21 protein-coding genes are annotated in these 26,641 nt (G+C 57.7%); 10 read left to right on the top strand and 11 right to left on the bottom strand.

The features are described 5' to 3' along the window. The first annotated feature begins 31 nt into the window (after positions 1-31). Positions 32-3,202: an ATP-binding protein gene (locus JHC09_RS01395; protein ID WP_199530518.1), complete on the top strand. Its 3,171-nt coding sequence runs from the start codon at positions 32-34 to the stop codon at positions 3,200-3,202. Next, on the top strand, positions 3,199-4,101 hold the full coding sequence (locus JHC09_RS01390) for a response regulator (RefSeq protein WP_199530517.1): 903 nt from the start codon (positions 3,199-3,201) through the stop codon (positions 4,099-4,101). Before JHC09_RS01395 ends, JHC09_RS01390 begins: the two co-directional genes overlap by 4 nt. A 19-nt stretch (positions 4,102-4,120) precedes the next feature. Here JHC09_RS01390 and JHC09_RS01385 read toward each other — a convergent pair whose 3' ends face one another. The 8 genes from JHC09_RS01385 to JHC09_RS01350 all read right to left on the bottom strand — a co-directional run bounded on the left by JHC09_RS01385 (position 4,121) and on the right by JHC09_RS01350 (position 13,266). Further along, entirely contained in the window at positions 4,121-5,770 is a 1,650-nt protein-coding gene (locus JHC09_RS01385; RefSeq protein WP_199530516.1) for a hypothetical protein, read from the bottom strand. Beyond that, the gene (gene ugpC, locus JHC09_RS01380) at positions 5,767-6,828 is read right to left on the bottom strand and encodes a sn-glycerol-3-phosphate ABC transporter ATP-binding protein UgpC (protein WP_199530515.1); all 1,062 of its coding nucleotides are present in this window, start codon (positions 6,826-6,828) and stop codon (positions 5,767-5,769) included. The genes JHC09_RS01385 and ugpC overlap by 4 nt, the downstream gene beginning before the upstream one ends. A gap of 11 nt (positions 6,829-6,839) precedes the next feature. After that, a complete protein-coding gene (locus JHC09_RS01375; protein WP_248308856.1) occupies positions 6,840-7,610 on the bottom strand; it encodes a carbohydrate ABC transporter permease in 771 nt (256 codons plus the stop codon). Between the two features lie 141 nt (positions 7,611-7,751). Next, positions 7,752-8,645, bottom strand: a complete 894-nt coding sequence (locus tag JHC09_RS01370; RefSeq protein ID WP_182395621.1) for a sugar ABC transporter permease — start codon at positions 8,643-8,645, stop codon at positions 7,752-7,754. Between the two features lie 133 nt (positions 8,646-8,778). Continuing rightward, positions 8,779-10,068, bottom strand: a complete 1,290-nt coding sequence (locus JHC09_RS01365) for an ABC transporter substrate-binding protein (RefSeq protein WP_199530514.1) — start codon at positions 10,066-10,068, stop codon at positions 8,779-8,781. 482 nt (positions 10,069-10,550) lie between these two features. After that, entirely contained in the window at positions 10,551-11,918 is a 1,368-nt protein-coding gene (locus tag JHC09_RS01360; protein ID WP_199530513.1) for a GNAT family N-acetyltransferase, read from the bottom strand. An 88-nt stretch (positions 11,919-12,006) separates the two neighbouring features. Then, positions 12,007-12,486, bottom strand: coding sequence for a hypothetical protein (locus JHC09_RS01355; RefSeq protein WP_182395625.1), 480 nt, complete (start codon positions 12,484-12,486; stop codon positions 12,007-12,009). A 27-nt stretch (positions 12,487-12,513) separates the two neighbouring features. Then, positions 12,514-13,266 (bottom strand): response regulator transcription factor, encoded by a 753-nt coding sequence (locus JHC09_RS01350; RefSeq protein WP_182395626.1) that lies wholly within the window; start codon positions 13,264-13,266, stop codon positions 12,514-12,516. Between the two features lie 494 nt (positions 13,267-13,760). On the opposite strand from JHC09_RS01350, the gene JHC09_RS01345 reads away from it, so the two are divergent. From JHC09_RS01345 to JHC09_RS01330, 4 genes are all read left to right on the top strand, one after another. After that, complete coding sequence (locus JHC09_RS01345) at positions 13,761-14,642, top strand: hypothetical protein (protein ID WP_182395628.1); 882 nt, start codon at positions 13,761-13,763, stop codon at positions 14,640-14,642. A gap of 82 nt (positions 14,643-14,724) precedes the next feature. Then, entirely contained in the window at positions 14,725-16,692 is a 1,968-nt protein-coding gene (locus tag JHC09_RS01340) for a hypothetical protein (RefSeq protein WP_199530512.1), read from the top strand. A 12-nt stretch (positions 16,693-16,704) separates the two neighbouring features. Continuing rightward, a complete protein-coding gene (locus JHC09_RS01335) occupies positions 16,705-18,843 on the top strand; it encodes a type I secretion system permease/ATPase (protein WP_349236493.1) in 2,139 nt (712 codons plus the stop codon). Next, on the top strand, positions 18,840-20,180 hold the full coding sequence (locus JHC09_RS01330; protein WP_199530511.1) for an HlyD family type I secretion periplasmic adaptor subunit: 1,341 nt from the start codon (positions 18,840-18,842) through the stop codon (positions 20,178-20,180). Before JHC09_RS01335 ends, JHC09_RS01330 begins: the two co-directional genes overlap by 4 nt. A 48-nt stretch (positions 20,181-20,228) precedes the next feature. Here JHC09_RS01330 and pcaF read toward each other — a convergent pair whose 3' ends face one another. The 3 genes from pcaF to JHC09_RS01315 are packed head-to-tail and all read right to left on the bottom strand — an operon-like array spanning position 20,229 to position 22,816. Next, on the bottom strand, positions 20,229-21,428 hold the full coding sequence (gene pcaF, locus JHC09_RS01325; RefSeq protein ID WP_199530510.1) for a 3-oxoadipyl-CoA thiolase: 1,200 nt from the start codon (positions 21,426-21,428) through the stop codon (positions 20,229-20,231). Next, a complete protein-coding gene (locus tag JHC09_RS01320) occupies positions 21,429-22,097 on the bottom strand; it encodes a 3-oxoacid CoA-transferase subunit B (RefSeq protein WP_169194018.1) in 669 nt (222 codons plus the stop codon). It lies immediately after the preceding gene. Next, positions 22,094-22,816, bottom strand: coding sequence for a 3-oxoacid CoA-transferase subunit A (locus JHC09_RS01315; protein ID WP_199530509.1), 723 nt, complete (start codon positions 22,814-22,816; stop codon positions 22,094-22,096). The genes JHC09_RS01320 and JHC09_RS01315 overlap by 4 nt, the downstream gene beginning before the upstream one ends. Positions 22,817-22,925: 109 nt before the next feature. Between JHC09_RS01315 and JHC09_RS01310 the strand changes: the two genes are divergently transcribed. The 4 genes from JHC09_RS01310 (at position 22,926) to JHC09_RS01295 (ending at position 26,571) form a co-directional block, all read left to right on the top strand. Continuing rightward, positions 22,926-23,681: an IclR family transcriptional regulator C-terminal domain-containing protein gene (locus JHC09_RS01310; protein ID WP_199530508.1), complete on the top strand. Its 756-nt coding sequence runs from the start codon at positions 22,926-22,928 to the stop codon at positions 23,679-23,681. A 140-nt stretch (positions 23,682-23,821) separates the two neighbouring features. Continuing rightward, the gene (locus JHC09_RS01305) at positions 23,822-24,868 is read left to right on the top strand and encodes an aromatic ring-hydroxylating dioxygenase subunit alpha (protein WP_199530507.1); all 1,047 of its coding nucleotides are present in this window, start codon (positions 23,822-23,824) and stop codon (positions 24,866-24,868) included. Further along, on the top strand, positions 24,865-25,599 hold the full coding sequence (locus JHC09_RS01300) for a GntR family transcriptional regulator (protein ID WP_199530506.1): 735 nt from the start codon (positions 24,865-24,867) through the stop codon (positions 25,597-25,599). Before JHC09_RS01305 ends, JHC09_RS01300 begins: the two co-directional genes overlap by 4 nt. Before the next feature lie 3 nt (positions 25,600-25,602). Then, positions 25,603-26,571: a PDR/VanB family oxidoreductase gene (locus tag JHC09_RS01295; protein WP_199530505.1), complete on the top strand. Its 969-nt coding sequence runs from the start codon at positions 25,603-25,605 to the stop codon at positions 26,569-26,571. The last annotated feature ends 70 nt before the right edge of the window (positions 26,572-26,641 follow it).

The following is a 26,641-nucleotide window of genomic DNA, read 5'->3' as shown; positions in this document are numbered from 1 at the left end:
ACGCGGTGGGGGCGCTCGGTTGGGAGAAACGATGACGGCGCATCCGAAAGTGACGCGGGTACGGCGGACCTACAATAAGTGGGTCGCCAATCAGACGCTGGAAGACTTTGCCCTGCGCTTTACCGCACAGAAGGTGCGTCGCTGGTCGCCTGCACGCATCGCCAACACAGCGATAGGCGCCGCATCTTTTTTGGCCCTTGAAGCGATAGGCGGGGCGCTGACGCTTAACTACGGCTTCCACACCACCGCTTGGGCCGTGCTCACAACCTGCCTGATCATTTTTCTGATGGGCATACCCATCGTCTATAACGCTGCCAAATACGGCGTCGACATCGATTTGCTAACCCGCGGCGCTGGCTTTGGCTATCTCGGCTCAACCATAACCTCGCTGATCTATGCCAGCTTCACCTTCATCTTCTTTGCCATTGAAGCGGCCATTATGGCGACGGCGCTGGAGCTCTGCTTTGGCCTGCCGCTGACCATTGGCTATTTTGTCAGCGCGCTCGTCGCTATTCCACTCGTGACCTACGGGATCACGCTGATCAACCGCTTCCAAATGTGGACCCAGCCGTTCTGGCTGGTTCTGCAAATTCTGCCCTTTGTCTTCATCGGCGCACAAAGCATGCCGTCGGTGCGGGAATGGACCGGCTATACCGGCCTGATGGGAGAGTTGGATGGGAGTTTTAATCTCTCGCTGTTCGGCGCGGCGTCGGCGGTCATGTTTGCGCTGGTCGCTCAAATTGGCGAGCAGGTGGACTATTTGCGGTTTCTCCCGCGCTCGACGCACAAAAACCGCCTGACCTGGTGGATTGCGCTCATCGGCGCCGGTCCGGGATGGATCATCATCGGTGGCATCAAGGTCATGGCCGGATCGTTCCTGGCCTACTACGCCTTCCGCCATGGCGTCGCCTTCGAGAGTGCTGCCGAACCCACGCAAATGTATCTCGTGGTCTTTGGCCAGATGCTGGCCAGTCCCGAACTGGCGCTGGCCGCGACGGGCATTTTCGTTGTCGTCTGCCAGCTCAAGATCAATGTCACCAATACCTACGCAGGCTCGATAGCGTGGTCGAACTTTTTCTCGCGCCTGACCCATAGCCATCCAGGCCGGGTGGTCTGGGTAGTCTTTAACGTCTTGATTGGCCTGATGCTAATGCAGTTCGGCATCTATCGAGCGCTAGAGCAAATCCTCGGGCTCTACGCCATTCTCGCCATTGCCTGGCTCGGGGCGATTGTCGCCGATCTCGTGATCTGCAAGCCGCTTGGCTTGTCGCCTCGCCATATCGAATTTAAGCGCGCCCACCTCTATGACATCAATCCAGTTGGCTTTGGCTCGATGCTGATTGCGGTGGCTTTGGCTGTCTTGTCCTATTTGGGCGTGTTCGGAGACGTCGCGGCTGCGCTTTATTCCTATGTCGCTCTGGTGTCGGCCATGGTCTTTGTGCCGATCATCGCGCTGCTAACCGGTGGGCGGTATTATATCGCGCGCGAGAGTGAGCTTTCGGCACGCAGCGGTGAACCCATTCAGTGTCACGTCTGTGAGCATAGCTTTGAGCCCGAAGATATGGCTCGGTGCCCTGTTTACGGCGGCCCGATCTGCTCTTTGTGTTGCTCGCTCGATGCCCGGTGCGGCGACCGCTGCAAAACCGATGCTCGAATTTCCGATCAACTCTCGAATGTGGTCACAAAACTCTTTCCCGCGCCCATCGCCCGCGCCCTCCGCAGCAGGCTGGGTCACTATCTGTTCCTCATGGCAATCGTTGGGGCGTTGATGGCGGCCGTTCTGATGGTGTTCGCTTATCAGGCCACGCTGGATGGGCTTTTGGCCCGCGCGGCCATCGATTCAATCCTGACAAAACTCTTTGTGGTCTTCTTCATAATCACGGGCATTGTTATCTGGCTTTTTGTCCTCAATCGCGAGAGTCGTGACTTCGCCGAGGAAGAGGCGCGGCGCCATACCGCCTTATTGGTGGAGGAGATCGAGGCGCATCAAGAAACCGACCGCAAGTTACAGCGGGCGAAAGAAGCCGCTGAATCCGCCAATTTGGCGAAATCGCGTTATGTGACGGGACTGAGCCACGAGTTGCGCTCGCCGCTCAATTCCATTCTTGGCTACGCCCAATTGCTTGAACGGCAGCGCGAGGAGCAACCCATGGTCACGCGAGCCGCTCGCACAATCCTGCGCTCGGGCGAGCATTTGTCGGGGCTTATTGAGGGGCTTCTCGATATCTCCAAGATCGAGGCCGGCAAGCTGTATCTGTTTCGCGACAAGACGGCGCTGCCTGCCAATATCCACCAAATGGTCGAGATGTTTTCCCTGCAAGCACGGGACAAAGGGATCGAATTCATCTCTGATCAGCAGACCCCGATCCCCGGCTATGTCTACACCGATGAGAAGCGCCTGAGGCAGATCCTCATCAATCTCCTCTCCAATGCCATAAAATTCACCCAGCAGGGCTCGGTGACCTTACGCATCAGCTACCGCAGCCAGATTGCGACTTTTGAAATTATCGATACCGGAATCGGTATAGCGGCCGACGAATTGGAGCAGGTTTTTCTTCCCTTCCAACGGGGCAGCTATCCTCCCGGCGCAGAGCCGCAGCCCGGAACGGGACTGGGTCTGACCATCACCAAATTGCTCGTCGAGATTATGGGCGGGGAGCTGACCGTGCGCAGCGAGCCGGGCGTCGGCACGTGCTTTACAATGCGTATGTTGCTGTCTTCGACTTGGATGCCCGACGAGCCCAAGCATTCCACTATTCGCATCACGGGTTATTACGGTCCGCGTCGTTCGATTTTAGTGGCTGACGATGATCCGGCCCAGCGCGAACTCCTCACCGACCTACTCGGCGGACTGGGCTTTGAGGTGTCCACCGTCGCCGATGGCATTGAGTGTTTGCGGGCGGTGCGAAAACATCGGCCAGACCTGCTATTGCTGGATGTCTCCATGCCGGGGCAAAATGGGTGGCAAGTTGCGCGAAAACTGCGCGGCGATATTATGAAGCGATTGCCAATCATCATGATTTCCGCCGATGCTGGAACCGACAGGCGTCAGTCGGAGCATAGCTCGCTTTACGACGGCTATCACATCAAGCCGTTCAAGATTGACGATCTCGTCCAGCAGATCGGCGCAACGCTCGCCTTGCAATGGATCGAAGCCGACGAAGCACTCCCGCCAAACAATGAGGATACGCTGATCAGATGATGACGCCGAGCGCGCCTAAAGTCCTGATTGTCGACGACCAGCCCGAAACGCTGTCCATGCTCTTTGATGCCTTGGAATTTGAGGGCATGGCCCCTCTGAAGGCGGTGGATGGGCGCGCCGCCTTGTCCTTGGTCGGTCAGGCCCGGCCGGACATCATCTTGCTCGATGCAATGATGCCGGGCATGGATGGGTTTGAGGTGTGCCGGGTGCTCAAGTCGGAAATGGGGTATGCGGACTTGCCGGTTGTCTTCATGACTGGTCGCAATGATAGCGAACATGTGGTCAAGGCGCTCGCCTGTGGCGGCGTTGATTTCGTTCCCAAACCCATCGTCTTGAACGAATTGTTCGCGCGCATGCGGGTTCACTTGGCAAATTCGCGCAAAACGCGCTCAGCGCGTGATGCTCTCGACGCCATCGGTCGGCCCATTGCTGCTGTTGGTCGCGATGGGGCCATCGCTTGGGCCACCCCGCAGGCACAGGAATTGCTGACCCGTATCGGCCTGCGGTCCGACGAAGGCGCCGCGCTCCCCTGGGAATTAAAGCAGTGGCTGGTCGATAGCGAAGGCAGTGAGAGCGCGGTGCGGCTGTACCGGCGCTTTGACCGCGAAGTTGAATTCCGGATCATGGAGCGCGGCAACGAAGGGGCAGTGCTGCTCCGCCTGATCGATCGCGCCATTGGCACGGGCGAGGAACGCCTTGCGGCCGCCTTCGGGATCAGCCTGCGCGAAGCGGAGGTGCTGCTCTGGCTGACCCATGGCAAATCCAACAAGGAAATCGCTGAAATCCTGCAGCTCTCCCCGCGAACGGTGAACAAGCACCTTGAGCAGATTTTCGAAAAGCTCGGCATTGAGAACCGCACGGCTGCAGCAACCATGTCGGTCCGCGTGCTCTGGGATTGATCCGCGCCGCTAGAGCGGGTCAGTCATACTGCGGCAGGACCATGCCCGGGTCACGCGTGGTGTTGAATGCTGCACCCTCGAAGGCGAGCTCTTGGTTCGCCGCGGCATTGATGGCGATCTCCGCGCCGCGGTACCAAATAGTCCCAACCACCGTTCTGGCCGTAACGCCGATTACGCTGAGGAGCGCGCCGCTCCGATCAAGGCAAACGCGCAGCCCCGCTGGCGTACGGACGTGCAACGCGCCGTTCCGATAGATCTCGCTGCCCTGCGCTACATTGATCAGCTCGTAGGTGACGCCGTCGATCACTCTGCGATAGGCGGTGTCCCAAGTCTGATGCTGATGCATGGTCGGTTTGGGGAGAAGGCTCGTGAACCAGACGGAGCCATCCGGTCTTGGCGCGACCCCGCACGTGCGCTCCAGAAAATCAAGAAGGCACAGAATGGCGGGGGAGTATTTTTCGGTAAATCCCGCTGCGCCTGTATAGGGATTGAGCGTCTGCGGGAAGCGCTCTGCATGGATCAGCGCGTCGAGCACAGGCTGCATGATCCACGTCAGCTCTGTGTGGTGCCCATGATGCTCGAAAGCATGCGGCGTGCGGATCAGCGTAAGGAAATTGGTGGGACCATTCCAACTATTTTGACCCGGATTGGGGTCAAAGCGCGGATCGTCGAGCGCGATGGAGGTCAGCGGAAACCGTGCGAAGAATTTTCGCGTATTGAGCAAATAGCGCTTCAGCGACGTTCGGAAGAGGTCACCATCGCCGATCTCGCAGGCAAGGACACGCAGCAGCACATCCGATTGAATGCGAACGTGACGGTCATTGCGGTCCTTGTCGTAAAAGAGGGCATCCTCGTCATCAAAACACTCCCGGAACAGCGCGTCAGTGCTGGCAGCGGCCTTGCTTGCCCATGCATCGGCATTTTCGCCCAATGTCGCCGCAATGGCCCCAAGGTAGTGCCGCTGGCTGGCAATATTGGCGGTCAGATCGGGGGCGACGAATGGCAAAATGGGGCTATCAGGATCAAAACGCGTTGGGTCGTTTTGAAACGGACTATCGTCCACGTGCCAGAAGCGAGAAGACAGGTCATGCCCTGTGTCGTAGGTCGAAAACGCCTCGACGCCGCCGGTCCCACGCGTATCGCGGTACTCCGCGATCCAGGCATCGTAGCGGGCCATCGCCTCATACATGGTGCGTAACCATTCAGTGTCAGGTCTATTGAGGCGTACATGGGTCCAAACGCTGCGCGCCAGTGGCGACACCAGCTGGATCTGGCTAAATTTGGGACCAGTCGCAGCCGTCATTTTATAGGGAAAGAGACCATCATCGCGCTGATGACGGGCAAAGGCCGAAAAGGTCGCCTGCGCGATACTGGGCAGAAAGCGCGAGAGAATTTCGGCATTGATCGTGCCCGTGCTTTCGAGCCAGCAGCCGTGATAAATCCCGCCCTCGTGCAAAATAGGCGTGTCGTCGGCAGCGGGTCCAATGCAGTCAAACAGTTCGCGGACCGCTTGCTCATATCGCGCGTTGAGCCGCTCTGAAGACGAGACAAAATTGACGCCCGACTTTTGCCATTCCTCAAGCAGTTGCTGATGCTCGGCACGGGGCAGCGGCCCCAGCCGGTCGGCCAGTGGCGATGCTCGCAAAGTCTCAAGCAGAGATAGGCTCACGACACGCTCTCAATGCGCAGCCCGTCGGCATCAAAGAAATGCATGTCAGCGGGCGAGAATGAAATCGTCAGCTTTTCGCCGCGCTTGTGCGGCGCATTGCCGGGCGCTTGAACCAGAACACTATTGTTGCCTGGTAGGGAGAGGTGGAGAAAAACCTCGCTTCCGAGATATTCGACCAGCGTAATATCACCCTCTACCGACAATGCTCCGGTAGCGCCAATCTCGATATGCTCGGGACGAATGCCAACAGTGACAGCTCCGGCCTGTGGAACTGTAACATTCACTTGACCGATCTTCTCGAGCTCTATCCCTGCATTACCAGCTACGCCATTGAAAAAATTCATCTTTGGCGAACCGATGAACCCAGCAACGAAGAGGTTTCTTGGCCTGTTGTAAAGCTCGTGCGGCGTTCCGATCTGCTCAAGATTGCCCTTGCTCAACACGGCGATGCGCGTCGCCATCGTCATCGCTTCGGTCTGATCATGGGTCACGTAGATCATGGTGGTGCGGAGGCGATTGTAGAGATTGGCCAGTTCGACACGCATCTGCACGCGCAGCTCAGCGTCGAGGTTGGAGAGCGGCTCGTCGAAGAGAAACAATTGCGGCTCGCGGACGATGGCCCGCCCGATGGCAACGCGCTGCTTTTGTCCGCCGGAGAGCTGGCGCGGCTTGCGCTCAAGCAATTCGTTGATCTGGAGAATTCTGGCCGCGTCCGCCACGCGCCGCTCGATCTCATCCTTGGGCATCTTCAAATTGGATAGGCCGAAGGCAAGGTTCTTGCGCACGCTCATATGCGGATAGAGCGCATAGGACTGGAACACCATGGAGAGATTGCGCTGGCTGGCTGAGAGGTCGTTGACGATCCGATCGCCAATGGCGACCGTGCCATCGGTAATTTCTTCCAGTCCCGCAATCATGCGCAGCAGAGTAGACTTGCCGCATCCCGAGGGACCGACCAGCACCAGAAACTCACCATCTTCAATGGCCAGATCAATGCCGTGGATCACTTCCATATTGCCATAGGCTTTGCGGACTTCGCTGAGGGTTACAGAGGCCATGGTCAGACGCCTTATTTCAGTCCGCTCATCGCGATGCCGCGAATGATGAGACTCTGGAAGATAATGAAGAACAACAGGATGGGCAGGATGGAGAGGATCGACATGGCGAACATCGCGCCATATTGGCTGACCCCATCGGAGCTGATGAAGCTGCGCAGCGCTAAGGGGACGGTATAGTCGGCCTGATCATTGAGATAGACCAGTGGTCCCAGGAAATCCTCCCACGTCCAGATGAACGAGAAGATCGCCGCTGTCGCCATGGCAGGGAGCGACAGGGGCATGATGATCGCCCAATAGATTTTGAACGGCGAGCAACCGTCGATCATGGCCGCTTCGTCAAGTTCGCGCGGAAGCTGGCGGAAAAACTGGATCATCAGGAAGATGAAGAAGGCTTCTCCTGCGAGGAATTTCGGCACGATCAGCGGCAGATAGGTGTCGACCCATCCCAGCTGTAGGAAGAGGAGATACTGGGGGATGAGAACCACGTGATAGGGGATCATCAGGGTCATCATCATCAGGCTGAACCATATGGTTTTGCCGGAGAATTCGAGCCGGGCGAAAGCATAGGCGGCGAAAGAGCACGAGATGACATTACCGATGACCGAGAGGACGGTCACGACGGTGGAGTTCCAGAAGAAGGTCGTAAAGCTGACGGGCAGGGCGTTCCAACCCTTGGTATAATTGTCCCAGCGGAACTCGCGCGGCCACAGCCCCAGATCACCAAAAATCTGATTATCCGGCTTAAGTGAGGATGCGAGCATCCACAGTAGCGGATAGATCATGATCAGCGAAGTCGCGATCAGGAACACGTGCTTGAGCAGCGCGGTGCGTTTTGCCCGTTTGGCCTTTTCGACGCGATAGGCGCGGGCGATTTCGGAAGTCGTGCTGGTCGATTGAGGCAGTGTCGCAGTCATGCTCATGGCTCAACCCCTCTCATTTTCGTAGTGGACCCAATATTTGGAGGTCCAGAAGGCAATGGCAGTGAAGAGCGCAATGATCAGCAGCAGAACCCAGGCCAGCGCCGAGGCATAGCCCATGCGAAGGAAACTGAAGGCTTCGTTGTAGAGATAGACAGTGAAGAACAGGAGGCTGTCCAAAGGCGCACCGGTGCCGCCAGAAATGATGAAAGCCCCGGAAAAGCTCTTAAAAGCCTCAATCATCTGCAATACGAGATTGAAGAAGATCACGGGGGCGAGGAGTGGCACGGTAATGGCGAAGAACTTCTTGCTTGGGCTGGCCGCGTCGATCTCTGCGGCCTCATAAAGCTCCTGCGGAATGGCGCGAAGGCCTGCCAAGAAAATCAGCATGGGGGAGCCGAACTGCCAAACGGCGAGGACCACCAGCGTCCAGAGCGAAAACTTTGGATCGGAGAGCCAATAGGGGCCGTCGATGCCAATAAGGCTCAAGGCGGAGTTGATGACGCCATCATAATTGAACAGCTGCCGCCAGAGGATGGCCACAGCGATAGAGCCGCCCAGAATGGATGGTAGGTAAAACAGCGCCCGATACCAGCCTATGGCGCGAATACCCTTATCGAGCGCCATTGCCACGCCGAGGGCGAAGATCAGCTTGAGCGGCACAGACACCACAACGAAGGTGAAGGTGACCTGCAGGGCCTTCCAGAACCGCTGATCAAATTGCAGCATATAGGCGTAGTTATCGAGGCCGATCCACTGCGGTGGACGCACCACATTGTATTTGGTGAAGCCGAGATAGAACGAGGCCAGAATGGGCCCGATCGACAGGAGGAAGAAGCCGATCAGCCAAGGCGTTAGGAAGGCGTAGCCAGCAAAGTTGCGGGCGAAGAATTTCTGCACCAGTTCAGTCCTCGATAGCGCTTCGTGCAAGGCTCAGGAAGGCTGCAGCACCTGCCCGTGACCAGAGGCAGAGCTGCAGCATCTCCCGGAGAAGCCGGCGCCACGGGAGAGAGGCGCCGGACGGGTTCAGGCGTCAGGCGCGCCGGAGAATGGCCTGAGCCTGGGAGACGAAGTCGGAAGCCACTTCTGAAATCGAGCGCTCTCCGAGCAAGACGCCGACGGCAAGGCGCTCAAAGGTCTGTTCGACTTCGCCCGAGCCCCTCGGCGGTGGGGCGGTCAGCGCTGCGGTCTTGCCTTGGATTTTGTCAAAGAACTCGACCGAGCGGGCTTCAACTTCTGAAAGCTGCGGCTGCAATGCAGCGCGCACGTCAGATTGGCTCGGAATACCGCGCTCCAAGCCAAGGATCTTGGTCATGTCGAGATCGTTGACGAAGGCACTCATATAGGCGGTGGCAGCTTCTGGGTTCTTGCTGTCGCGTGTCAAGCACACGAACTGGCTGGGCTGCACGACAGACCCCGGACGCATCTCTGCGGTGTTCGGATACATGGCGCAGCCGAGCGTATCTTGCATCAGGCCCTGAATGCCGACCAATTGGTTGGACCACAAATAGGTCATGGCCGACTTACCTGTGACCACGCCCTGTGCGGCGAGATCCGAAACGCCCGATAGGCCAGCGCTTTCAGCACCTGCTGGCGTGCCACCCGCATTGCGGATTTTCTCCCAGGTCGCAAAGTATTCTTCGACGATTTCCTGCGTCGGGCCGTAGGAGCTGTCCTCATTATAGAGGTTGGCACCCTTTTGGACCGTGAAGTCGGAAAAATTCTGATAGTCGGCCGTGTTGTCGTCAGTGCCTGGAACGCCGGTGGCCTTTTTTACCTCGGCCGCGATCTCTGCGAGCTGGTCATAGGTGTAGCCATAAGGGTCGAAGTCCTCGCCCACCTTGATCCCAGCTTCTTCAAAGAGGCGGGTATTATAGACCGCCATATGGCTGTTGGCGCCGATCGAAAGGGCGTAGAATTTCCCATCCACCGTACCAGCGTCGATAGCGCTCTGGTCGATCTTGGAAATATCAAGGCTCTTGCCTACGAACTCATCCAGCGGAACCACCGCACCATTGGCGATGTATTCGAACAAAACCCCGTAACCTTGCTGTATCACGTCCGGCATGTTGCCGCCCGCAATCTGCGTGGTTAGCTTGGTGAAGTAATCAGCAAAACCAAGGGTCTCGCCAGAAACCTTGATCGACGGATTTTTGTCATTGAATATGTCGATAACGGCCAGAGTGCGTTTATCGCGTTCTGGATTGCCCCACCAGAAATGGCGGATTTCAGCGCTTTGCGCAAAGGCCGGACGGCCCATTGCCGCGAGCGCCAAAACTGAGCCCGAAGCGCCCAAGAATGTGCGTCTTGAAAGTCTGCTCATGTGTTCCTCCCTAGAACATTCTTCTGATCTCTGGGTGGTTCCTCCAAACCAGTCCCGGAAATCATGAGTTACGTACCTCTAAATTCCTCACGCCAGAATGCCCGAACGGTTCTGGCTCATTTTTAGTCTCGGGGAGAGGGAGGTGGGCTGATGCCGAACCGTTCTCTCGCTGTCTATCAGGGACAAACTGCGGTGCAGGGAACGGTAGTGCCCGCCAACCGCGACCGCACGGTTGTTACTTCGCAGGCAACTCAGAAGGTCGATACGAGCAGCTGTCCGTTACTCATCGGTCCGACAGCAGACGTACCGCGTAGCTCGCGCTTGACCACATACCCTGGCTGGACCCACAAGGTCCATGACGCGTCTCCGGCCGATCCTGAGAGGAATATCCTGCTCAGATACCGCAACATTGCGCCGCCTTCCATACAAGTCAAGCGCAAAGATGGACGCCAAAACCCGGCCAAGTAAAATGGCGCTTTTTGCTAATGCGCGTCGCGTGATGGGGCGCTCAGTGCCGCGGAAGGCGGCATGGTATGGGGGGCGGGGCGAAGCCGGGTGAGCCGGTCTTTCAGCATTTGGTTGCGGGGCACCAATTGGGCGGCTTTTTCATAGGTCAGATAGGCAGCATCCTCATGTCCCGTCTGCTCATATAATTGTCCGAGCCTATAGAGGATATTGACGGTATTGGGTGCCGATTGCAGGATTTGGGTATAGCCGGCTGCCGCCTGTTTGAAGCGCGCTCTCTGGTGCGCGGCAGTTGCCAAAACCGCGGCGCGTTCTATGACGGCTTGCGGCAATATCCCATTGGATTTGCGTCTCTTTACACGGACGCATTGGAGCTGTTCCAGCTTGGGGCCGAAGAGCAATTTGTAGGGTTCGTCACCACGCAGGAAATTATATTCGCGGTAACCGCGACTGATCATCTCCCTAATGGAAAAGGCGTGGAGCAAGAGGCCGGGCGAGGGGCCTTCATAGCTTTCGTCGCGACCTGTCATAAAGAAATTGGCGGTGCCGCGCACCGGGTCGAGAAAGGTGATGAGCCCAGCAACGAGCCGTCCGTCTACCGTCAGCAGCGGCATATAAAGCGACCCCGCCTGTAGGGCATTGAAGGTAATCCGCCGATTGGTCCGCAAGATGCTTTGCGAGCGTTCTGCTCCCTTCTTGTGGGACCATTTCTGCCACCAGAATTGGGCCAGTTGGTCATAGGCGGCGTTAAATGTCTCGGCGGTCGGATAAGTGATTTGGATCGAATTCTGATCGTCGAGTGTGCGCAAGAGGCGGCGCAGCTTTTGTCGTATATTGGCGCTGAGCTGACCGAGATGCTCGTCGAAGGTCGCCGGCAAAGAGACGACAGGACACAGCAGGTTATTGGTGTGCTCCTCATTGGTCCGCACGCCTGCTGTTCGGTCAAATCGCCGAGCGGAAAACTCATCGAGCAGTTTTTCATAACGCGGGTCGGCGGCCTGGACGTAGTCGAAGTCTAGCTCTTGCCAATCGAGGTGTCGGACTGCTTTTGCCAGCGCGGGGATGACGTGACGCGCCTCCTGCGGGCGGCAAATCAGCCCCGTATAGTCGGCGCCATAGTTCCCCGCCATCAGCAGGGTGACATAGAATTTTCCCGAGGGCAGCGTGCGCAGCCGAAACCTCAAGGGAAGGAGGGCGACAATCTCCCCATCGGCGGTGTTGCGGGCGACCAAAACCTGCCACCCGCCTTCAAGCGCCACCAGCCAGTCGCGCATGAAATCATAGGACAGGAAATAATGCGCATGCGGATCTTGCGCATAGAGCCTGTTCCACTGGCTCTCCAGCGCAGACAATTCAGTGGTGGTGGAAATGGCCGTGACGAGCATCGCGTTTCCCCTTGGGTTTAGGGAATATTACGTCGCAACCGATTTGCTGCTTAGTAGCTAGTCCGATGGGGGTATGCCCGCTGCGGGGTCAGTAGCTAATCCCTTTGGCTTGGATGAAGGCCAAGATCGCCTTGTTGACCGCCACAATTCTGGTTATGGCCGCGTCGATGCGCTTGAGCTCGGCGTCATCCAAAGCCTCTGTTTTCCCATAGCGAATATCGTCATGGAGATCGGAAATGCGCATCAGCTGCGTGGTGATCGCGCCATCTCGATCGAAAGAGTAGATGCAGTGGTTGAACTTGTTGCGAAGCGCGCTTTCTTTTCCCAGGCGATCTGTGATGGACAGCACAGCCTGCCGGTCATCCGGATCGACTGCGGGGAGTTTGGCCAAGCGCTGCAGGAGGTCGAGCCGCGCCCGCGTCGTGTTGAGTGTCAGAAAGACAATGATCGCACCGTCCTTCGATGCGCCAAGCAGATGGGCGATCAGGTAGATGAACAGGCTCTCGGTATTGGTCCAGACATAGTTCAGGCGACCGACGCGCTGTAAGGCACTCTCGAGAGTGCTCATGATGCAGTTTCCCTTCTGAGGTGATGCCTACTCTGGGTCGTCGGATCGGTTTCGGAACAGCCAAGCCACTTGGGTTCGGTTGTGAACGCCAAGCTTGCGGATGATGTTGTGGACGTGGATCTTGATCGTGTGTTCCGACAGGTCTAGGCGTGCGGCGATGATCTTGTTTTGAAATCCCTTCGATAAAAGCCGGAGGACTTCGCGTTCACGGATCGTCAGATTTTCGAGGTGGTTCGGGGCGATATTCAGGGCGGGGGAGAGAATTGAACTGGGCGCTTGCGTGAGCACCGGTGTGTCCAGTCCACTAAAGCTGGGTTCGGTTGCGTGCGTCCAAAGGCTGGGCGGAAGATAGCGCCCGCCGTTGAGCAGCAGCCAGACAGCGGCGAGCCAAACGCGCAGCGACAGGCTGATGGGCAAGACACCATGGGCGAGGTTTTGTGCCGCCGCTGCGCTCAGTACTTTTTCGTCGCAAGACTTGCCGTTTACAACCACGACTCCAATGATCGAGGCGGGATATTTCTCTTTGAGCGCGGCCAGCGTCGAAAGCAGATCATCGGATTTGTCGGCCGGCAAAAGAATAAGCGAGGGCGCGTGGGGAGCGTCCAATTTATCGTCAAAGCGCGCTGTGTAATTGGGGAATGCCAAGCTCATCGCATGGGCTAGTCCCTGAAATAGCGCATCCTCTTCTACCCCCAATATGATCGTGTTTTCGACCATGCCTGAGGTAGGCGCGGGGCCTAACGCCCCGACATTGGGAAAGACGTCTCCAAGCAGTGACACTGGTACCCTCCAATCCAGTCTTGCATGTCGCCCTGCACTAGGGAGATTTCCGTATCTAGACTTGGGGGTGACTATAGCTACAAGGATTTGCGAGGAATATAGTCTTATTGGGTAAAATATTTGTCCTGGCAGTCTTTGGGAAGCAGTTTCGAAACCCAAGTCTTTGCGCCGTAATAGTTTCGTAAAAATCCGTATAGCCCGTTCTAGCTAGTCTTAAAGATCGTCTTAACTCTAGCCCGAAATCGATGCTCCAACGGTGATGTTCCGGGTGGGCCTCGGAATGGTGAGCTTGTCTTACCGACGCTCAGGATAGTTGTCCGAGATCGTCTTACTGCCCTCGGTTGAGTTCATGTACATAACGCTACGCCATCTGCGATCATTTCGCAGAGCCTATTGTGGTGTGCCTGATTCAGAGCCGGTCACCAACACCGTGACTATGGACCCTTTGGAAATGAGTTGGGTCTCGCCACAGTGTTATTCTCGTGGAGCGAGAAATGACTAGATCTAATAGAAACAACAACAATCACCACACTCCAAGCACCATCGACCCCTCCCAGGACCAGTCACAGGTGCAGGCCGAGTTGCAAGCCCAGCTGCAGGCGCAGCTAGAAGCCCAAGCTCAGGACCAAGATCAGAAACAGGATCAAGATCAGGATCAGAAACAAGACCAGGATCAAGACCAGAAGCAGGATCAGGACCAGGGCCAGTGGCAGCATTCGTCCAGTGAGAACCTTAACGGCAATCTCAATGGCAATGTGAACCTGAACGGCAGCAGCAACGAAAACGTCAACGTCAACGAAAACACATCGACCACTGATGTGAACGTCAATGTCGATGTGGACCTCGATCTGGACACACCACGTGTCCCTGACGACGCTGATTTTGCTGACATCGATATGAAGGACGTCGACTTCGACAATATCTTCATGACCAATGGTGGTGGCGATATCTCCTTCGATCCCGGTGACGATGTTAACTTCGAAAACATCTTCAACAATGCCTTCGGGACTGGTGACCACAACACCGCATTTGCGGTCAATCAGATCGCCGATCTGGTCGACAATGACAACCTGAGCAATGTGCAGCAGAATAACGGCGGCACCTTCGATATGACTTGGGATAGCGCCGGTGGTGACTCCAGCACAGGTGACGGCTTCGGTATCGGTGATGCAGACGGCAAAGACGGCTGGTCTATCGATGCTGGCGACGATATCGCAGCATCGGCAGCCTCCAGTGCTGCATCGTCGCTAAGCTCCACAGCATTCACGCAGGAAATCGTCCTTGGTGCGAACCTGCAGCAGAATGCGGTCGACGTCTCCGTAGTTGGTGGAAACAACAACTATACGAGCGTTGGTGGCGACGACGCCGAAGCGTAATTCACCCCGTTCAGTACTTACGACCTGCGCGCAAGCGCAGGTCGACCTGCGTTGAATGCCTGCGCAGGGAAGGGCCACGCTCATGTACGCTTACCTCCCGCCATACGACGAAATCATCGCGCACTTCATTGGTCACTGGGAATTCTCCGAGGAGACAGCACGCTTACGGCACGAGCTACTGACTTTTCGCTATCGCGAAAATGAAGTGCCGGATGAGGAGGCGCTACGCCTCCACGAGCTCGATGTCATCCAGCCCCATGCTATCAAGTATTTCCAACCTGGTGTTGAGCACACGCCGCACCCCTATGAGTTCTATGGTCATTCACCCATTGATCCCGCGCGGATCAAACTCGAGCCCAAGCCTGCCAAGCGTCCTGCGGAACAGGACGATAGTGAACCCTCACACAAATCCTTGCCCAGCGGGGTGATTGGCTATGTTCACCGGGAAGCGGGTCCAGACCTCGGTCCTGATCCGGGTGAAGTCCTCTTCGTCGTCAAGCAGCAGATTTTCCTCGAAGACAATGACGTCTTAGATCTCGGCGGCGCTGACCGTCCCTTGGTTGATCTGACCGTAACGCCACGACTTGCTGAAATGCTCGCGGACACAGTCGCTGTTAATCCGTTCAGCGCCCTCGATGTGCCGTCCGACGTCTCCTCGATGGGAGATTTTGTCATTGCCGTGCAGCAGACCATTGCTGCCGACGATTTTGCTCCGGATCACCTTGTTGCCTCTGGCGATACGCTCTCCGGCATCTACGTCAATGGCGAGATGGCCGAAGAGGCTCCGCTTCTTGATGATCTCTTGCCCGAACCGTTTCAGCCCCAAGATACGCCGGAGCCCGCAGAGGAAACCGTGCAGCAGGAGGCTTCCTCCGGAGCGGAAGCGAGCCTTGATCTGATGGCGGGCGGCAACTTGCTCGTCAACGTCGCCCAGTTGAGCAATTCTGGCATGCTCACCGGTGTCATCGGTGTTCAGGGCGATGTTCGTCAGCTTGACGTCATCGTGCAATCCAATTGCGTGAGCGACCAAGACACCCTCGTGGGTGAAATTGCCGCCTCCGTGGCCCCGCCCACCATGGCGCTAAACGTCGCGACCTTCACCCATTCCCAACTCGACATTGCTAGCAGCACGCGCTCCGGCGACACTGAAGCAGGTCCTTCCAATTGGAGCGTGACGGTCGTCCAAGGTGATCTGGTTTTTGCCCAATGGCTGGTTCAAGCCACCTTCATCTACGACAACGATATCCACGTGCTCAACAGCACCGGCTCCCAGTCTAACTTCGTGACTGGTGCCAATCTGGCGCAGAACATCACCTCGTTCAGCGCGCTGGGGACGTATTACGATCTCATCATCATCGGTGGCACTCTCTACGACGCCAACTTTATCGTGCAATCCAATGTGCTGCTGGACGATGATTTTATCTCCGGTGATGGCTATGCGGGCTCGGTCAGCACCGGAGGAAACCTGCTCTACAATGGCGCGTCGATTTCCAACATCGGTGCGGGCGAGTGGGCCTTAGGCCTGCCGTCCCATTACCAACAAGCTCTTGAGGACGCTGAAGATGGCGACCGACCCGCCATGCCTTCAGGTTTTCTCAGTGATGCGGATTATGCCGGAATGTCCGGCCTATCGGTTCTGATCGTAACCGGGAGCATTTTTGATCTGCACTATGTGCGCCAGCTCAATGTGCTCGGCGATGCTGACCAAGTGGCCATCGCTCAGGCGGCGATATTGGATGATCAAACCGCAAATTGGCAGGTAACCACCGGCAGCAATGCTCTGATCAATCTGGCCGCAATTGTTGATGTGGACACCTTGGGAACCGGCGCCTATGTCGATGGTGTCGTCTATTCGGACGCGATCCTCATCCAGGCGGATATTCTCTCCTGTGGCGACGGCGGGCGTTTTGATCCTGACGTCTTGGTCACCGAGGCAATCGCATTCTTAGGCGCAGATGAGGGGGACGACTGTGGGGACAGCGACGGCGTAATCGCCGCACCGACACACCATGACGCCTCGCTCGACGCAATGCAGTCGATGCTGGTGTAAGGGAGACCTCTCGTGGGGGACGGCACAAACGACCGAGGCAATGGGCGCCCAGATCAATCTTATGGCCCTCAAACGAGGACGGCCGGAGATTTTCTCGATCAGGTCGATCGCGCTACACGCTCATTGGAAGGGATGATCACGGAAGGCGATCCACGCGCTGCTCGCGCGGGAGACGATATTGATACCAAGCTTTACGGTGCGGTATCCGGCGCTCTGGGCAACGGCAGCGCCCCGGTTCGTCCTACCGAAGAAATTGGCAGATCACGGCCGTTAGGGCCAACCATCGACATGGAGCGCGGGCCAATCCTCGCCGATCCTGAAACCGATGGCCAGGACGAGGACGAGCAGCGCCCGGTAACAATCGACAAGCCTGCAACCAATGACAATGGCGGCGGAAATTTCCATAAGCGCATGAAACCGATCAGCTTTGCTGACAGCTATCGGAGCGCCTTATCGACCATCAAACGCAATCTTGTGTTGGTTTTCGTCTTCACAATCTTCATCAACATCCTCGTTCTGGCGATCCCCATCTATCTCTTCCAGATGTCAGACCGCGTCCTCACAAGCCGCTCTCTCGACACGCTGGCGATGCTCACCATATTCGTGCTCGGGGCTGTCTTCTTACAAGTCTTTCTGGATGGCACCCGGCGCATCATCCTCATGCGAACGGCCGTAGAGGCTGAGGTGCAATTGGGCGCTCCGGTCTTGAGCGCTGCAGCGCGCGCCTCGCTCGGGGGTAATGGCCGGGAATATCAGGTGTTGTCAGATTTGCAGCAGGTTCGCTCGTTCATCACCTCAGGCACGCTGCTGGCGCTTCTCGACGCGCCGCTCGCGCCGCTCTTTATTGTGGTGGTCTATCTTATTCACCCAACGCTCGGGGTCATCATTGTGGGCGCCAGCTTGGTGCTGCTGGTGGTGGCCTTGCTCAACCAGCGCGCCACGGCCAAATCCTTCGGTGAGGCCAATGCCTTCCTCTATCGAGCCAATGCGCATCTCGACTCCATGTCTCGCAATGCTCAGATCATCAACGCTTTGGCGATGATCCCCGAGGCCGTGCGCATCTGGGGTAAAGACACTGCCGGGTCGCTTAAAGCGCAAGTGCGTGCGCAGGACATGAATACGTTTTTCTCTAGTATTTCCAAGCTCGTACGGCTGTGTACTCAAGTGGGACTTTTAGGGTGGGGCGCCTTCTTGGCGCTGGAGGGGCAGATGACCGGCGGCATGGTGATCGCCGCGTCGATCATCTCTGGACGCGCTCTCTCGCCGATTGAAGGGGCTATTGAAGGGTGGAACCACGTCGTCCATGTCCGCGCCGCTATCGGGCGCATCCGCGGCCTCCTGCAATCTTCGCCATTGAACTTCGCCCGCCTGCAGCTGCCCTCGCCAAGTGGCAAGCTTGATGTCGAGCGCGTGCTCTTCGTACCGCCGCCAAACAAGCGCGTTATTCTCAATGGCATCTCCTTTTCCCTGCAACCGGGCGAGTCTTTGGCGCTGATTGGAAGTTCGGGCGCAGGCAAGACGACGCTGGGAAAAATGCTCGTCGGCTCGATCCTTCCCACCTCGGGCAATGTCCGGCTGGACCTGATGGATCTGCGCAATTGGGATCAACGTCAGTTCGGTGAAAACGTCGGCTATCTGCCCCAGGACGTCCAACTCTTCCCCGGCTCCATCAAGGCCAATATCGGTCGAATGCGCGATGACGCGACCGACAAAGACATCTTCGATGCCGCTGTTCTGGCCAATGTTCACGAGCTGATTTCGAGCCTGCCCCAGGGCTACGAAACCTACGTCGCCGCCGATGGCGCGCCGCTTTCGGGTGGGCAAAAGCAGTTGATCGCGCTGGCCCGCGCTTTCTATGGCTCGCCAAAACTCGTCGTTCTGGATGAGCCCAACTCAAACCTCGACACGCAGGGCGAACTCGCCCTCGCCAAGGCGCTGACGGAGGCCAGAAAGCGCAAGATCACCGTCGTGACGATCACCCAGCGTCCATCTTTGCTCAGTGTCGTCGACAAGATCATGCTGCTCAATAATGGCAGCGTCGCCCTGTTCGGTAAGCGCGATGAGGTCATGGCGCAGATCAGCGCAAAGTCCAACGCCAATAAGAGTGCCTTGAACGGCAATACGGCCGTGCCGCTGGGAGACGCAGTATGACCGTCAGCGAAGCCCGTTACCACGAAGTCGAATGGTATCGCGAAGTTCCGCGCTCCATCCGCAAACAGGTGCTGGTTGGCGGCACCCTTATCCTTGTCACCTTTGGTGGCTTTGGGGCTTGGGGGGCCTTTGCCCCTTTGGCGGCGGCGGTCATTTCCCCCGGCACCTTTGTGGCCACAGGCGAGAACAAGGTCATCCAGCATCTTGAAGGCGGGATCATCGCTAGTTTGAGCGTCCGCGATGGCGAAACCGTCGTTGAAAACCAGACCCTCATGACCTTGGATGACACAGCCGCTCTCACCAATATGCAGCAGCTGATGCAGCGTGAGATGCGGCTGCGCGCCATCCTCCAGCGCCTCAGCGATCAGGTTGCCGACAGTAAAGTCATGACGGAAATTCCGGTCGCGGCCTATGGCGAGGGGGCCACAGCCATGCAGGAGATTCTCGTTGGCCAAAAAGCCCATTTCCAGGCTTGGCGGGAAAAACTCGACAATGATCTCACACTGCTGACGCGCAATGTCGAGGCATTGACCCATCGTCAGACCGGTGAGAGAGGGCAAATCTCATCGATGGAAGCCCAGCGCGACCTTCTCACCGCGGAATTGGAGACCAAAACAGTATTGCTCGATAAGGGCCTCATCACCCGTTCGGAAGTCCGCCAGATCCAGCGCGCCGTGGCCGATGCAGACGGCGACATTTCCCGTCTGATGGCCGAAGTGCAGGAGATCGACACCCAGATATCGCGCTATACTGGCGAGATGATCCAAGTTCGTGACGCCAATCGGCAAACCGCCCTTAGCGAAATCCAGAACGTGCAGATTGAGCTGGATAGTGTGCGCGAACAGATCCGGCAGGCGCGAAGCGTGCTGACACGCACTACCATACGCTCGCCCGTTTCCGGGGTCGTGGTGCGCACCTATTACCACACCACCGGTGGCGTGGTGGAAAGCGGTAAGCCGATCATGGAAATCCTGCCCAGCGGCGTGCCGCTCATCATCGAGACCTATATTCCGCGTCAGAAGATTGATGAAGTGAAACAGGGCGTTAAAGTCGCCGTGCGCCTGTCGGCGCTCAATCAGCGGACGACGCCAATTCTCGAAGGCACGCTCGACTACCTCTCAGCAGACTCCATGCTCGAAAACTCGACCCAAGGCGCTCAAGAAGTCTATGTCGCCCGTGTCAGCATTTCGCCCGAACAGTTTGCAGCGGTACCAAACTTCGTGCCCACTCCCGGCATGCCCGTCGAGGTTATGATCCAGACCGCCCAGCGGACCTTCTTTGAATATCTGTCACGGCCAATCGTCGACAGCATGAGCCGCGCATTCCGGGAAACCTAAACGCAGCCCGCCACATCGATGTGATGTCGCGGGCTGCAATATATCGACTTAGACGGCTTCGATCACCGCCGAAATGCCTTGGCCAACGCCAATGCACATGGTCGTCAACGCTCGCTTTTTACCGGCAAGGCCGAGTTCCAGCGCGGCGCTGCCGATGATCCGCGCTCCCGACATGCCGAGCGGATGACCCAGCGCAATCGCGCCGCCATTCGGATTCACGCGGTTATCGTCCGGCGAAATGCCAAGTTCGTTGAGAACAGCAATGGCCTGGCTCGCGAAGGCTTCATTGAGTTCGATCACATCGAGATCAGCGGCCTCGAGGCCCAAACGCTTCAGCAGCTTCTGGGTCGCTGGAGCTGGGCCAATGCCCATGACCCGTGGCGGAACACCAGCAGTGGCGCCGCCAACGATCCGCGCGATTGGCGTCAGTCCGTGCTTTTTGGCCGCGTCAGCCGAAGCGATGATCAGCGCTGCTGCGCCATCATTCACGCCCGAGGCATTGCCAGCGGTCACGCTGCCCGATGGGAACAGCGGGCGCAGCTTCTGCAGTGTCTCCATCGTTGTGTCTGCGCGCGGATGTTCGTCGCGGCTCACGACCGTATCGCCCTTGCGGCCCTTGATCGTCACCGGCACGATTTCGCGGTCAAAGCGACCATTCGCCTGTGCCGCCGCGGCCTTGGCCTGACTGGCCACAGCGAACTGGTCCTGTGCCTCACGGCTCACGCCGAAGTCGCGCGCAACATTTTCGCCGGTTTCCGGCATGCTGTCGGTGCCATATAGCTCTTTCATCAGCGGATTGATGAAGCGCCAGCCAATGGTGGTGTCATAGATTTCCGCCTGACGCGAAAACGCGGTCTCAGCCTTGGGCATGACGAAAGGCGCGCGGGACATGGATTCCGTGCCGCCCGCGACCATGAGATCGGCCTCGCCGCTGATGATAGCGCGCGCCGCCGTCAAAACCGCATCGAGCCCGGAACCGCACAACCGGTTGATGGTCGTGCCTGTCACCGCAAGCGGCATGCCCGCCAGCAGCAGGCTCATGCGCGCCACGTTGCGGTTGTCTTCGCCTGCTTGATTGGCATTGCCAAAAATCACGTCGTCGACCGCTTCCCAGTCAACGTTAGTGTGCTCTTCCATCAATGCCTTGAGTGGGATGGCGCCCAGATCGTCGGGGCGCACTGCGGAGAGTGCGCCGCCAAAGCGGCCGATGGGGGTGCGCTTGTAAGCGCAGATAAAGGCCTCACGCATTTATAGCTCCGGCACAGTCAGATCGAGAATGTCAGCGGGCAGAACGAGTTCTGCGCCGGTGACGCTTTGCAGTTCTTCGACGCTCATCGAGGCAAGCTTTTCGCGCAGCACGAATCTCTCGTTCTCGATGTCGATCACCGCAAGGCTTGTGTACACGCGCGTCACGCACCCTAATCCCGTAACCGGCAAGGAGCAGCGTTTCACTAATTTGGGCTTGCCATCTTTGGTGACATGCTCGGTCAATACCGCAACGCGCTTGGCGCCATGCACGAGGTCCATTGCGCCACCAATGCCGGGAATGCCCTTACCGCCCGTGCTCCAATTGGCGAGGTCACCATTTTCGGCCACTTCATAAGTGCCCAAAATGGCGACGTCCAAATGCCCGCCACGCACCATTGAGAAGCTGTCGGAATGGTTGAAAAAGCTCGCGCCCGGCAGGAGGGTGACGGCCTTCTTGCCGGCGTTGATCATGTCCCAATCTTCTTCGCCCTTGGCTGGGGCGCTACCGAAGTTGAGAATGCCGTTCTCGGTGTGGAACACTGCCTGACGGCCAGCAGGCTGGAACTGCGCCACCATTTCGGGAAAGCCAATACCCAGATTGACATAAGCGCCGTCGGCAATGTCCTGCGCTGCGCGCCAAGCCATTTGTGCGTTTGTGAGCTTGCTCATACGTGTGACACTCCCAGCTGCATCAGCGTTTCTTCCTGCTGCGGGTCCGCCACTTCGACAACGCGTTGCACAAAAATGCCCGGGGTCACGACGATTTCAGGGTCAATCCCACCGGCGGGAACCACACGTGTCGCCTGCACAATGGTGACGCGGCCTGCGGTTGCCATCAGCGGCGAGAAGTTGCGCGCGGCAGCGCGATAGGTGAGGTTGCCGTGTGTGTCGGCCGTTTCCGCCTTGATCAGCGCAAAGTCAGCCTTCAGCCAACGTTCCTGCACATAGCACTTGCCGTCGAATTCGCCGACCGGCTTGCCTTCGGCAACGGTCGTGCCGTAGCTCGCGGGCGTATAAAATGCCGGAATGCCAGCGCCACCAGCGCGAATGCGCTCAGCCAGAGTTCCTTGCGGCACCAGTTCGAGTTCTATTTCACCAGCCAGATAGCGCTCGGTGAAGGCTTTTGGGTCAGCAGAACGTGGGAAAGAGCAGATAAGTTTCTTCACCATCCCAAGAGCGATCATGGCAGCCAGGCCGATTTGTCCATTGCCCGCATTGTTATTGATCACAGTCAGTCCGGTCGGGTGCCCGGTTGCCTTAAAGCGTTGAATTAAAGCGTGGATCAGTTCGATTGGCGCGCCTGCGCCACCGAAACCACCAATCATCACTGTCATGCCATCCTCAATGTCCGCAACGGCGGCACTGAGGGCTGGGATAGTCTTATCCATGAACAGCTCCTTCCTGTTGCGCGGGAGAATGGTCATTCAGGGGATTTCCCGCAACTGCATTTGTGCGATATGTGTCCTTTGTTGAGTTATCGCACAAAAGGGGTTCGCGGTGCTGGAGCGTGATATAATGGGGGGCTTGGCCAAAGGCTTGTTGGCTATAGAAACCTTCCGGGCGGATACGCCACGTCAGTCTATTTCTGAGGTTGCTGCGGCTAGCGGACTCGATCGTGCCACCGCACGGCGCTGTCTGCTTACGTTGGCCCACTTGGGATACGCGACTTACGACGGCAAGTATTTCACGCTGACGCCGCGCGTGCTGCGCCTCGGTACAGCGTGCCTTGCCACCATGCCCATCCCGAGCATCATCCAGCCCATGCTTGATGATCTCTCCGAGCGTATTGGCGAAAGCAGCTCCGCCTCAATTTTGGATGGGTCCGAAATTGTCTATGTCGCCCGTGCTGCGCAGCGAAAGATCATGTCGATCTCGCTCATGGCTGGCTCACGCCTTCCGGCTCACTGCACCTCCATGGGACGCGCCATGCTGGCGCAGCTTAAAGATTCCGATCTCACAGCGCTGATCGGCGAAGGTCCGTTTGAGCCGCGCACGAAAAACACGATCACGACCCTTGAGGGTCTTCAGGCAGAATTCGCCAAAATCCGGGAGCAGGGCTACGCGCTCAACGATCAGGAAACAGAGATCGGCCTGCGCTCTATCGCCGTTCCGGTATACAATTCTCGCAAGGTCGTTATCGCCGCCATCAATATCGGCGTCTCGGCCTTCCACTACGAAAATGCTGAAGTCGTTGCGAAGTTCTTTCCGCAACTTGTTGAAATTCAAAACGAACTGCGCGGCTTAATCCACTAGCACGCGCGCAATGAGGGGAGGGCTTTGCTCTCCCGAGTGGGGCTTTGTGCGGCGTATGCTTTCAAACAGGCTTTCCTTGTAGCGATAGACATGTATACATCATAACAATTATGTATCTGTCGTTTGCAGGGGAGGGCAAAATGACGGTTCAAACATTTCCGCTCAATGCGTGGTATGCCGCAGCCTGGGATGTTGAGGTCAAGCGGGGACTTTTAGCGCGCAAAATCTGCGACAAGCCGGTCGTTCTTTATCGCAAGCAAGACGGCACAGCCGTCGCGCTAGCTGACGCCTGTTGGCATCGCCTGCTGCCACTCTCTTTGGGCGAGCTGCACGGTGACAATGTCATCTGCGGCTATCACGGCCTTGAGTTCGACGATACCGGACGCTGCGTCTACATGCCCTCGCAGGATACGATTAATCCGTCCGCCTGCGTCAAATCCTATCCACTGGTTGAAAAGCACCGCTTCATCTGGCTTTGGATGGGCGATCCGGCTCTGGCTGATCCGGCTTTGGTGCCGGACCTGCATTGGAACGACGACCCGGATTGGGCTGCCGATGGCAAGCTCATTCACGTGAAATGCGACTACCGCCTCGTTATCGATAATCTTATGGACCTGACGCATGAGACCTATGTCCACGGATCGTCCATCGGTAATCGCGCCGTTGCCGAAGCGCCGTTTGAGGCGACCCATAGCGACACGACCGCCACGATCACCCGCTGGATGATCGACATTGACGCGCCGCCCTTCTGGCGCGGTCAGCTCGGCAAGCCGGGTAATGTCGATCGCTGGCAGATCATTAATTTTCAGGCCCCATCGACCATCGCCATCGACGTTGGCGTTGCACCAACGGGCACGGGCGCTCCCAAGGGCGACCGAAGCCAAGGCGTCAACGGTTTCGTGCTCAACACCATGACCCCGGAGACTGGCAAAACCTGCCACTATTTCTGGGCCTTTGCCCGTAACTACAAGCTTGGCGAACAGTCTCGCACCCACAATCTGCGCGAAGGCGTGTCCTCCATTTTCCGCGAGGATGAGATCATTCTCGAAGCCCAGCAAAAGGCCATCGACGCCAATCCCGATCACGTCATTTACAATCTCAACATCGACGCCGGGTCGATGTGGGCGCGAAAGCTGATCGACCGCATGATCGCCGAAGAGAATGCGTTGGCGCAGGCCGCAGAATGACCGAAACCTCTGATCGTGCGATGCAATCGCAGCGCGCCCTCATGGGCGTGCGCGATTTGATCATTCGCGGAGAAATCCTGTCGGGTGAGCGCTTGTCTGAAGTCGCTCTAGCAGAGCGTCTGGGTATTTCGCGCACGCCTTTGCGGGCCGCTTTAGCGCGGCTCGAACAAGAAGGCCTGGTCGAACTCAAGCCAACGGGTGGCTATGCCGTTCGCAGTTTTACCCGGGAGGACGTGGTCGACGCTATAGAGCTACGGGGCGTGCTGGAGGGGACTGCCTTGCGCCGCGCGGCCGAGCGCGGTGTCGAGAGCGCAAAACTCGATGTGCTCAATGGCCTTCTCGCCAGCATCGATACCGCGCTCAGCGCCAGCGTCGAGACGATGGAGTTTGAAGCCTATGTCGGGCTCAACGCCCAACTGCACGCATTCTTCTGGACCCTGTCGAGCCAGACGATCCAGCGCGAGATAGCTCGCGTCACCAGCCTGCCTTTCGCCTCGCCGAGCGCCTTTCTCGACAAACAAGCCGATGTCCCAGCGTTCCGCCGGTCGCTTTTTGGCGCGCAAGATCAGCATCGCGCCATGGTGCAGGCAATCGCGCGGCGCGAGGGGGCTCGGGCCGAACATATGGCGCGTGAACACGCACGCTTGGCTCTGCAAAATCTCGAATTCGTTCTCGATCAGGATCGGAGCCTGATCCGCCGCGTACCGGCGCTGTCATTGGTTGTGGGGTAGGGAATGCGCAATAAGATTGAGTGGCGCAACGCCAAGGTATTCGAGGTCCGCCAGATCGCCGACGATGTGCGCTATATCGAATTTGCCGTCGAGGGCGGGGTACCGCGCTTTGATCCGGGCTCTCACACCAACATCAAAGTCATCATCAACGGTCAACACACCGTCCGCACCTATACGGTGGTCCCGTCACGTCCGGGCCACATCGCCGTGGCGGTCAAACTTCACCCGCAAAGCCGGGGCGGGTCCCGCTTTATGTGGAGTTTTAGCGAAGGCGATGCGGCGCGCCTCACCATTCCTGAGAACGGCTTCGAACTGAGTTGGCGGGCAAGGCACTACCTCCTCATCGCCGGAGGCATTGGCATCACCCCGATCTACGGCATGGCCAAAGCCCTCGCGGCGCGCGGCGCCTCTCTTCGTGTCGTTTTCAGCGCCCGTGAACAGGGTCTTATGGCATTCCGCGAGGAGTTACTCACCGTCCTCGGCGAACGCGTACAGTTCTGCGACAATAGTTTGGGGCAGCACGCCGACTTTGCCGAAGAGTTTGCTCAACTCCCGGCCGATGCCGAGTGTTACCTCTGCGGGCCCATCGGCATGCTGGAGGCCGCCAAACAGGCTTGGGCCGCGTCTGGTCGTCCGATCAGTCGCTTGCGCTACGAAGTTTTTGGCGACAGTGGGCTCTTCACCGAGCAAAGCTTTGAGGTCGACATTCTCAACCGCGATATGAGCGTCAAAGTTCGCCCCGATCAGACTCTCTTGGAGGCTTTGCTCGAAAGCGGCGTCGACATGATTTACGACTGCCAGCGTGGCGAATGCGGTCTCTGCGCTGTTCGAATTGTTGAGCACCAGAGCGAAGTTGACCATCGCGACGTGTTTTTCAGTGCCGAGGAAAAGTCGGAAGGGCATCGCATGTGCGCCTGCGTTTCCCGCTTCACCTCAGGTGGCGGCGTTATCGACGTCGGCTACCGGCCCTAAGCGCCACTTTGTGCCGCTGTGAAGCCAATTCTGGCGCCCCAAAGTGCCAGCATAGTGCCCACGATAGGCC

The organism is Devosia sp. MC532, from assembly GCF_016461625.1.
Taxonomy (GTDB): Bacteria; Pseudomonadota; Alphaproteobacteria; order Rhizobiales; family Devosiaceae; genus Devosia.
Note: the sequence above shows the minus strand (reverse complement) of the source record. Positions and strands in the feature narration are given on the sequence as shown.

What these genes read in the sequence shown, in the direction of transcription:
- JHC09_RS01395 (WP_199530518.1), top strand. Translation starts at nt 32, where the DNA reads ATGACGGCGCATCCGAAAGTGACGCGGGTACGGCGGACCTACAATAAG.
- JHC09_RS01390 (WP_199530517.1), top strand. Translation starts at nt 3,199, where the DNA reads ATGATGACGCCGAGCGCGCCTAAAGTCCTGATTGTCGACGACCAGCCC.
- ugpC (WP_199530515.1), bottom strand. Translation starts at nt 6,828, where the DNA reads ATGGCCTCTGTAACCCTCAGCGAAGTCCGCAAAGCCTATGGCAATATG.
- JHC09_RS01375 (WP_248308856.1), bottom strand. Translation starts at nt 7,610, where the DNA reads ATGATCTATCCGCTACTGTGGATGCTCGCATCCTCACTTAAGCCGGAT.
- JHC09_RS01365 (WP_199530514.1), bottom strand. Translation starts at nt 10,068, where the DNA reads ATGAGCAGACTTTCAAGACGCACATTCTTGGGCGCTTCGGGCTCAGTT.
- JHC09_RS01360 (WP_199530513.1), bottom strand. Translation starts at nt 11,918, where the DNA reads ATGCTCGTCACGGCCATTTCCACCACCACTGAATTGTCTGCGCTGGAG.
- JHC09_RS01355 (WP_182395625.1), bottom strand. Translation starts at nt 12,486, where the DNA reads ATGAGCACTCTCGAGAGTGCCTTACAGCGCGTCGGTCGCCTGAACTAT.
- JHC09_RS01345 (WP_182395628.1), top strand. Translation starts at nt 13,761, where the DNA reads ATGACTAGATCTAATAGAAACAACAACAATCACCACACTCCAAGCACC.
- JHC09_RS01340 (WP_199530512.1), top strand. Translation starts at nt 14,725, where the DNA reads ATGTACGCTTACCTCCCGCCATACGACGAAATCATCGCGCACTTCATT.
- JHC09_RS01330 (WP_199530511.1), top strand. Translation starts at nt 18,840, where the DNA reads ATGACCGTCAGCGAAGCCCGTTACCACGAAGTCGAATGGTATCGCGAA.
- pcaF (WP_199530510.1), bottom strand. Translation starts at nt 21,428, where the DNA reads ATGCGTGAGGCCTTTATCTGCGCTTACAAGCGCACCCCCATCGGCCGC.
- JHC09_RS01320 (WP_169194018.1), bottom strand. Translation starts at nt 22,097, where the DNA reads ATGAGCAAGCTCACAAACGCACAAATGGCTTGGCGCGCAGCGCAGGAC.
- JHC09_RS01315 (WP_199530509.1), bottom strand. Translation starts at nt 22,816, where the DNA reads ATGGATAAGACTATCCCAGCCCTCAGTGCCGCCGTTGCGGACATTGAG.
- JHC09_RS01305 (WP_199530507.1), top strand. Translation starts at nt 23,822, where the DNA reads ATGACGGTTCAAACATTTCCGCTCAATGCGTGGTATGCCGCAGCCTGG.
- JHC09_RS01300 (WP_199530506.1), top strand. Translation starts at nt 24,865, where the DNA reads ATGACCGAAACCTCTGATCGTGCGATGCAATCGCAGCGCGCCCTCATG.
- JHC09_RS01295 (WP_199530505.1), top strand. Translation starts at nt 25,603, where the DNA reads ATGCGCAATAAGATTGAGTGGCGCAACGCCAAGGTATTCGAGGTCCGC.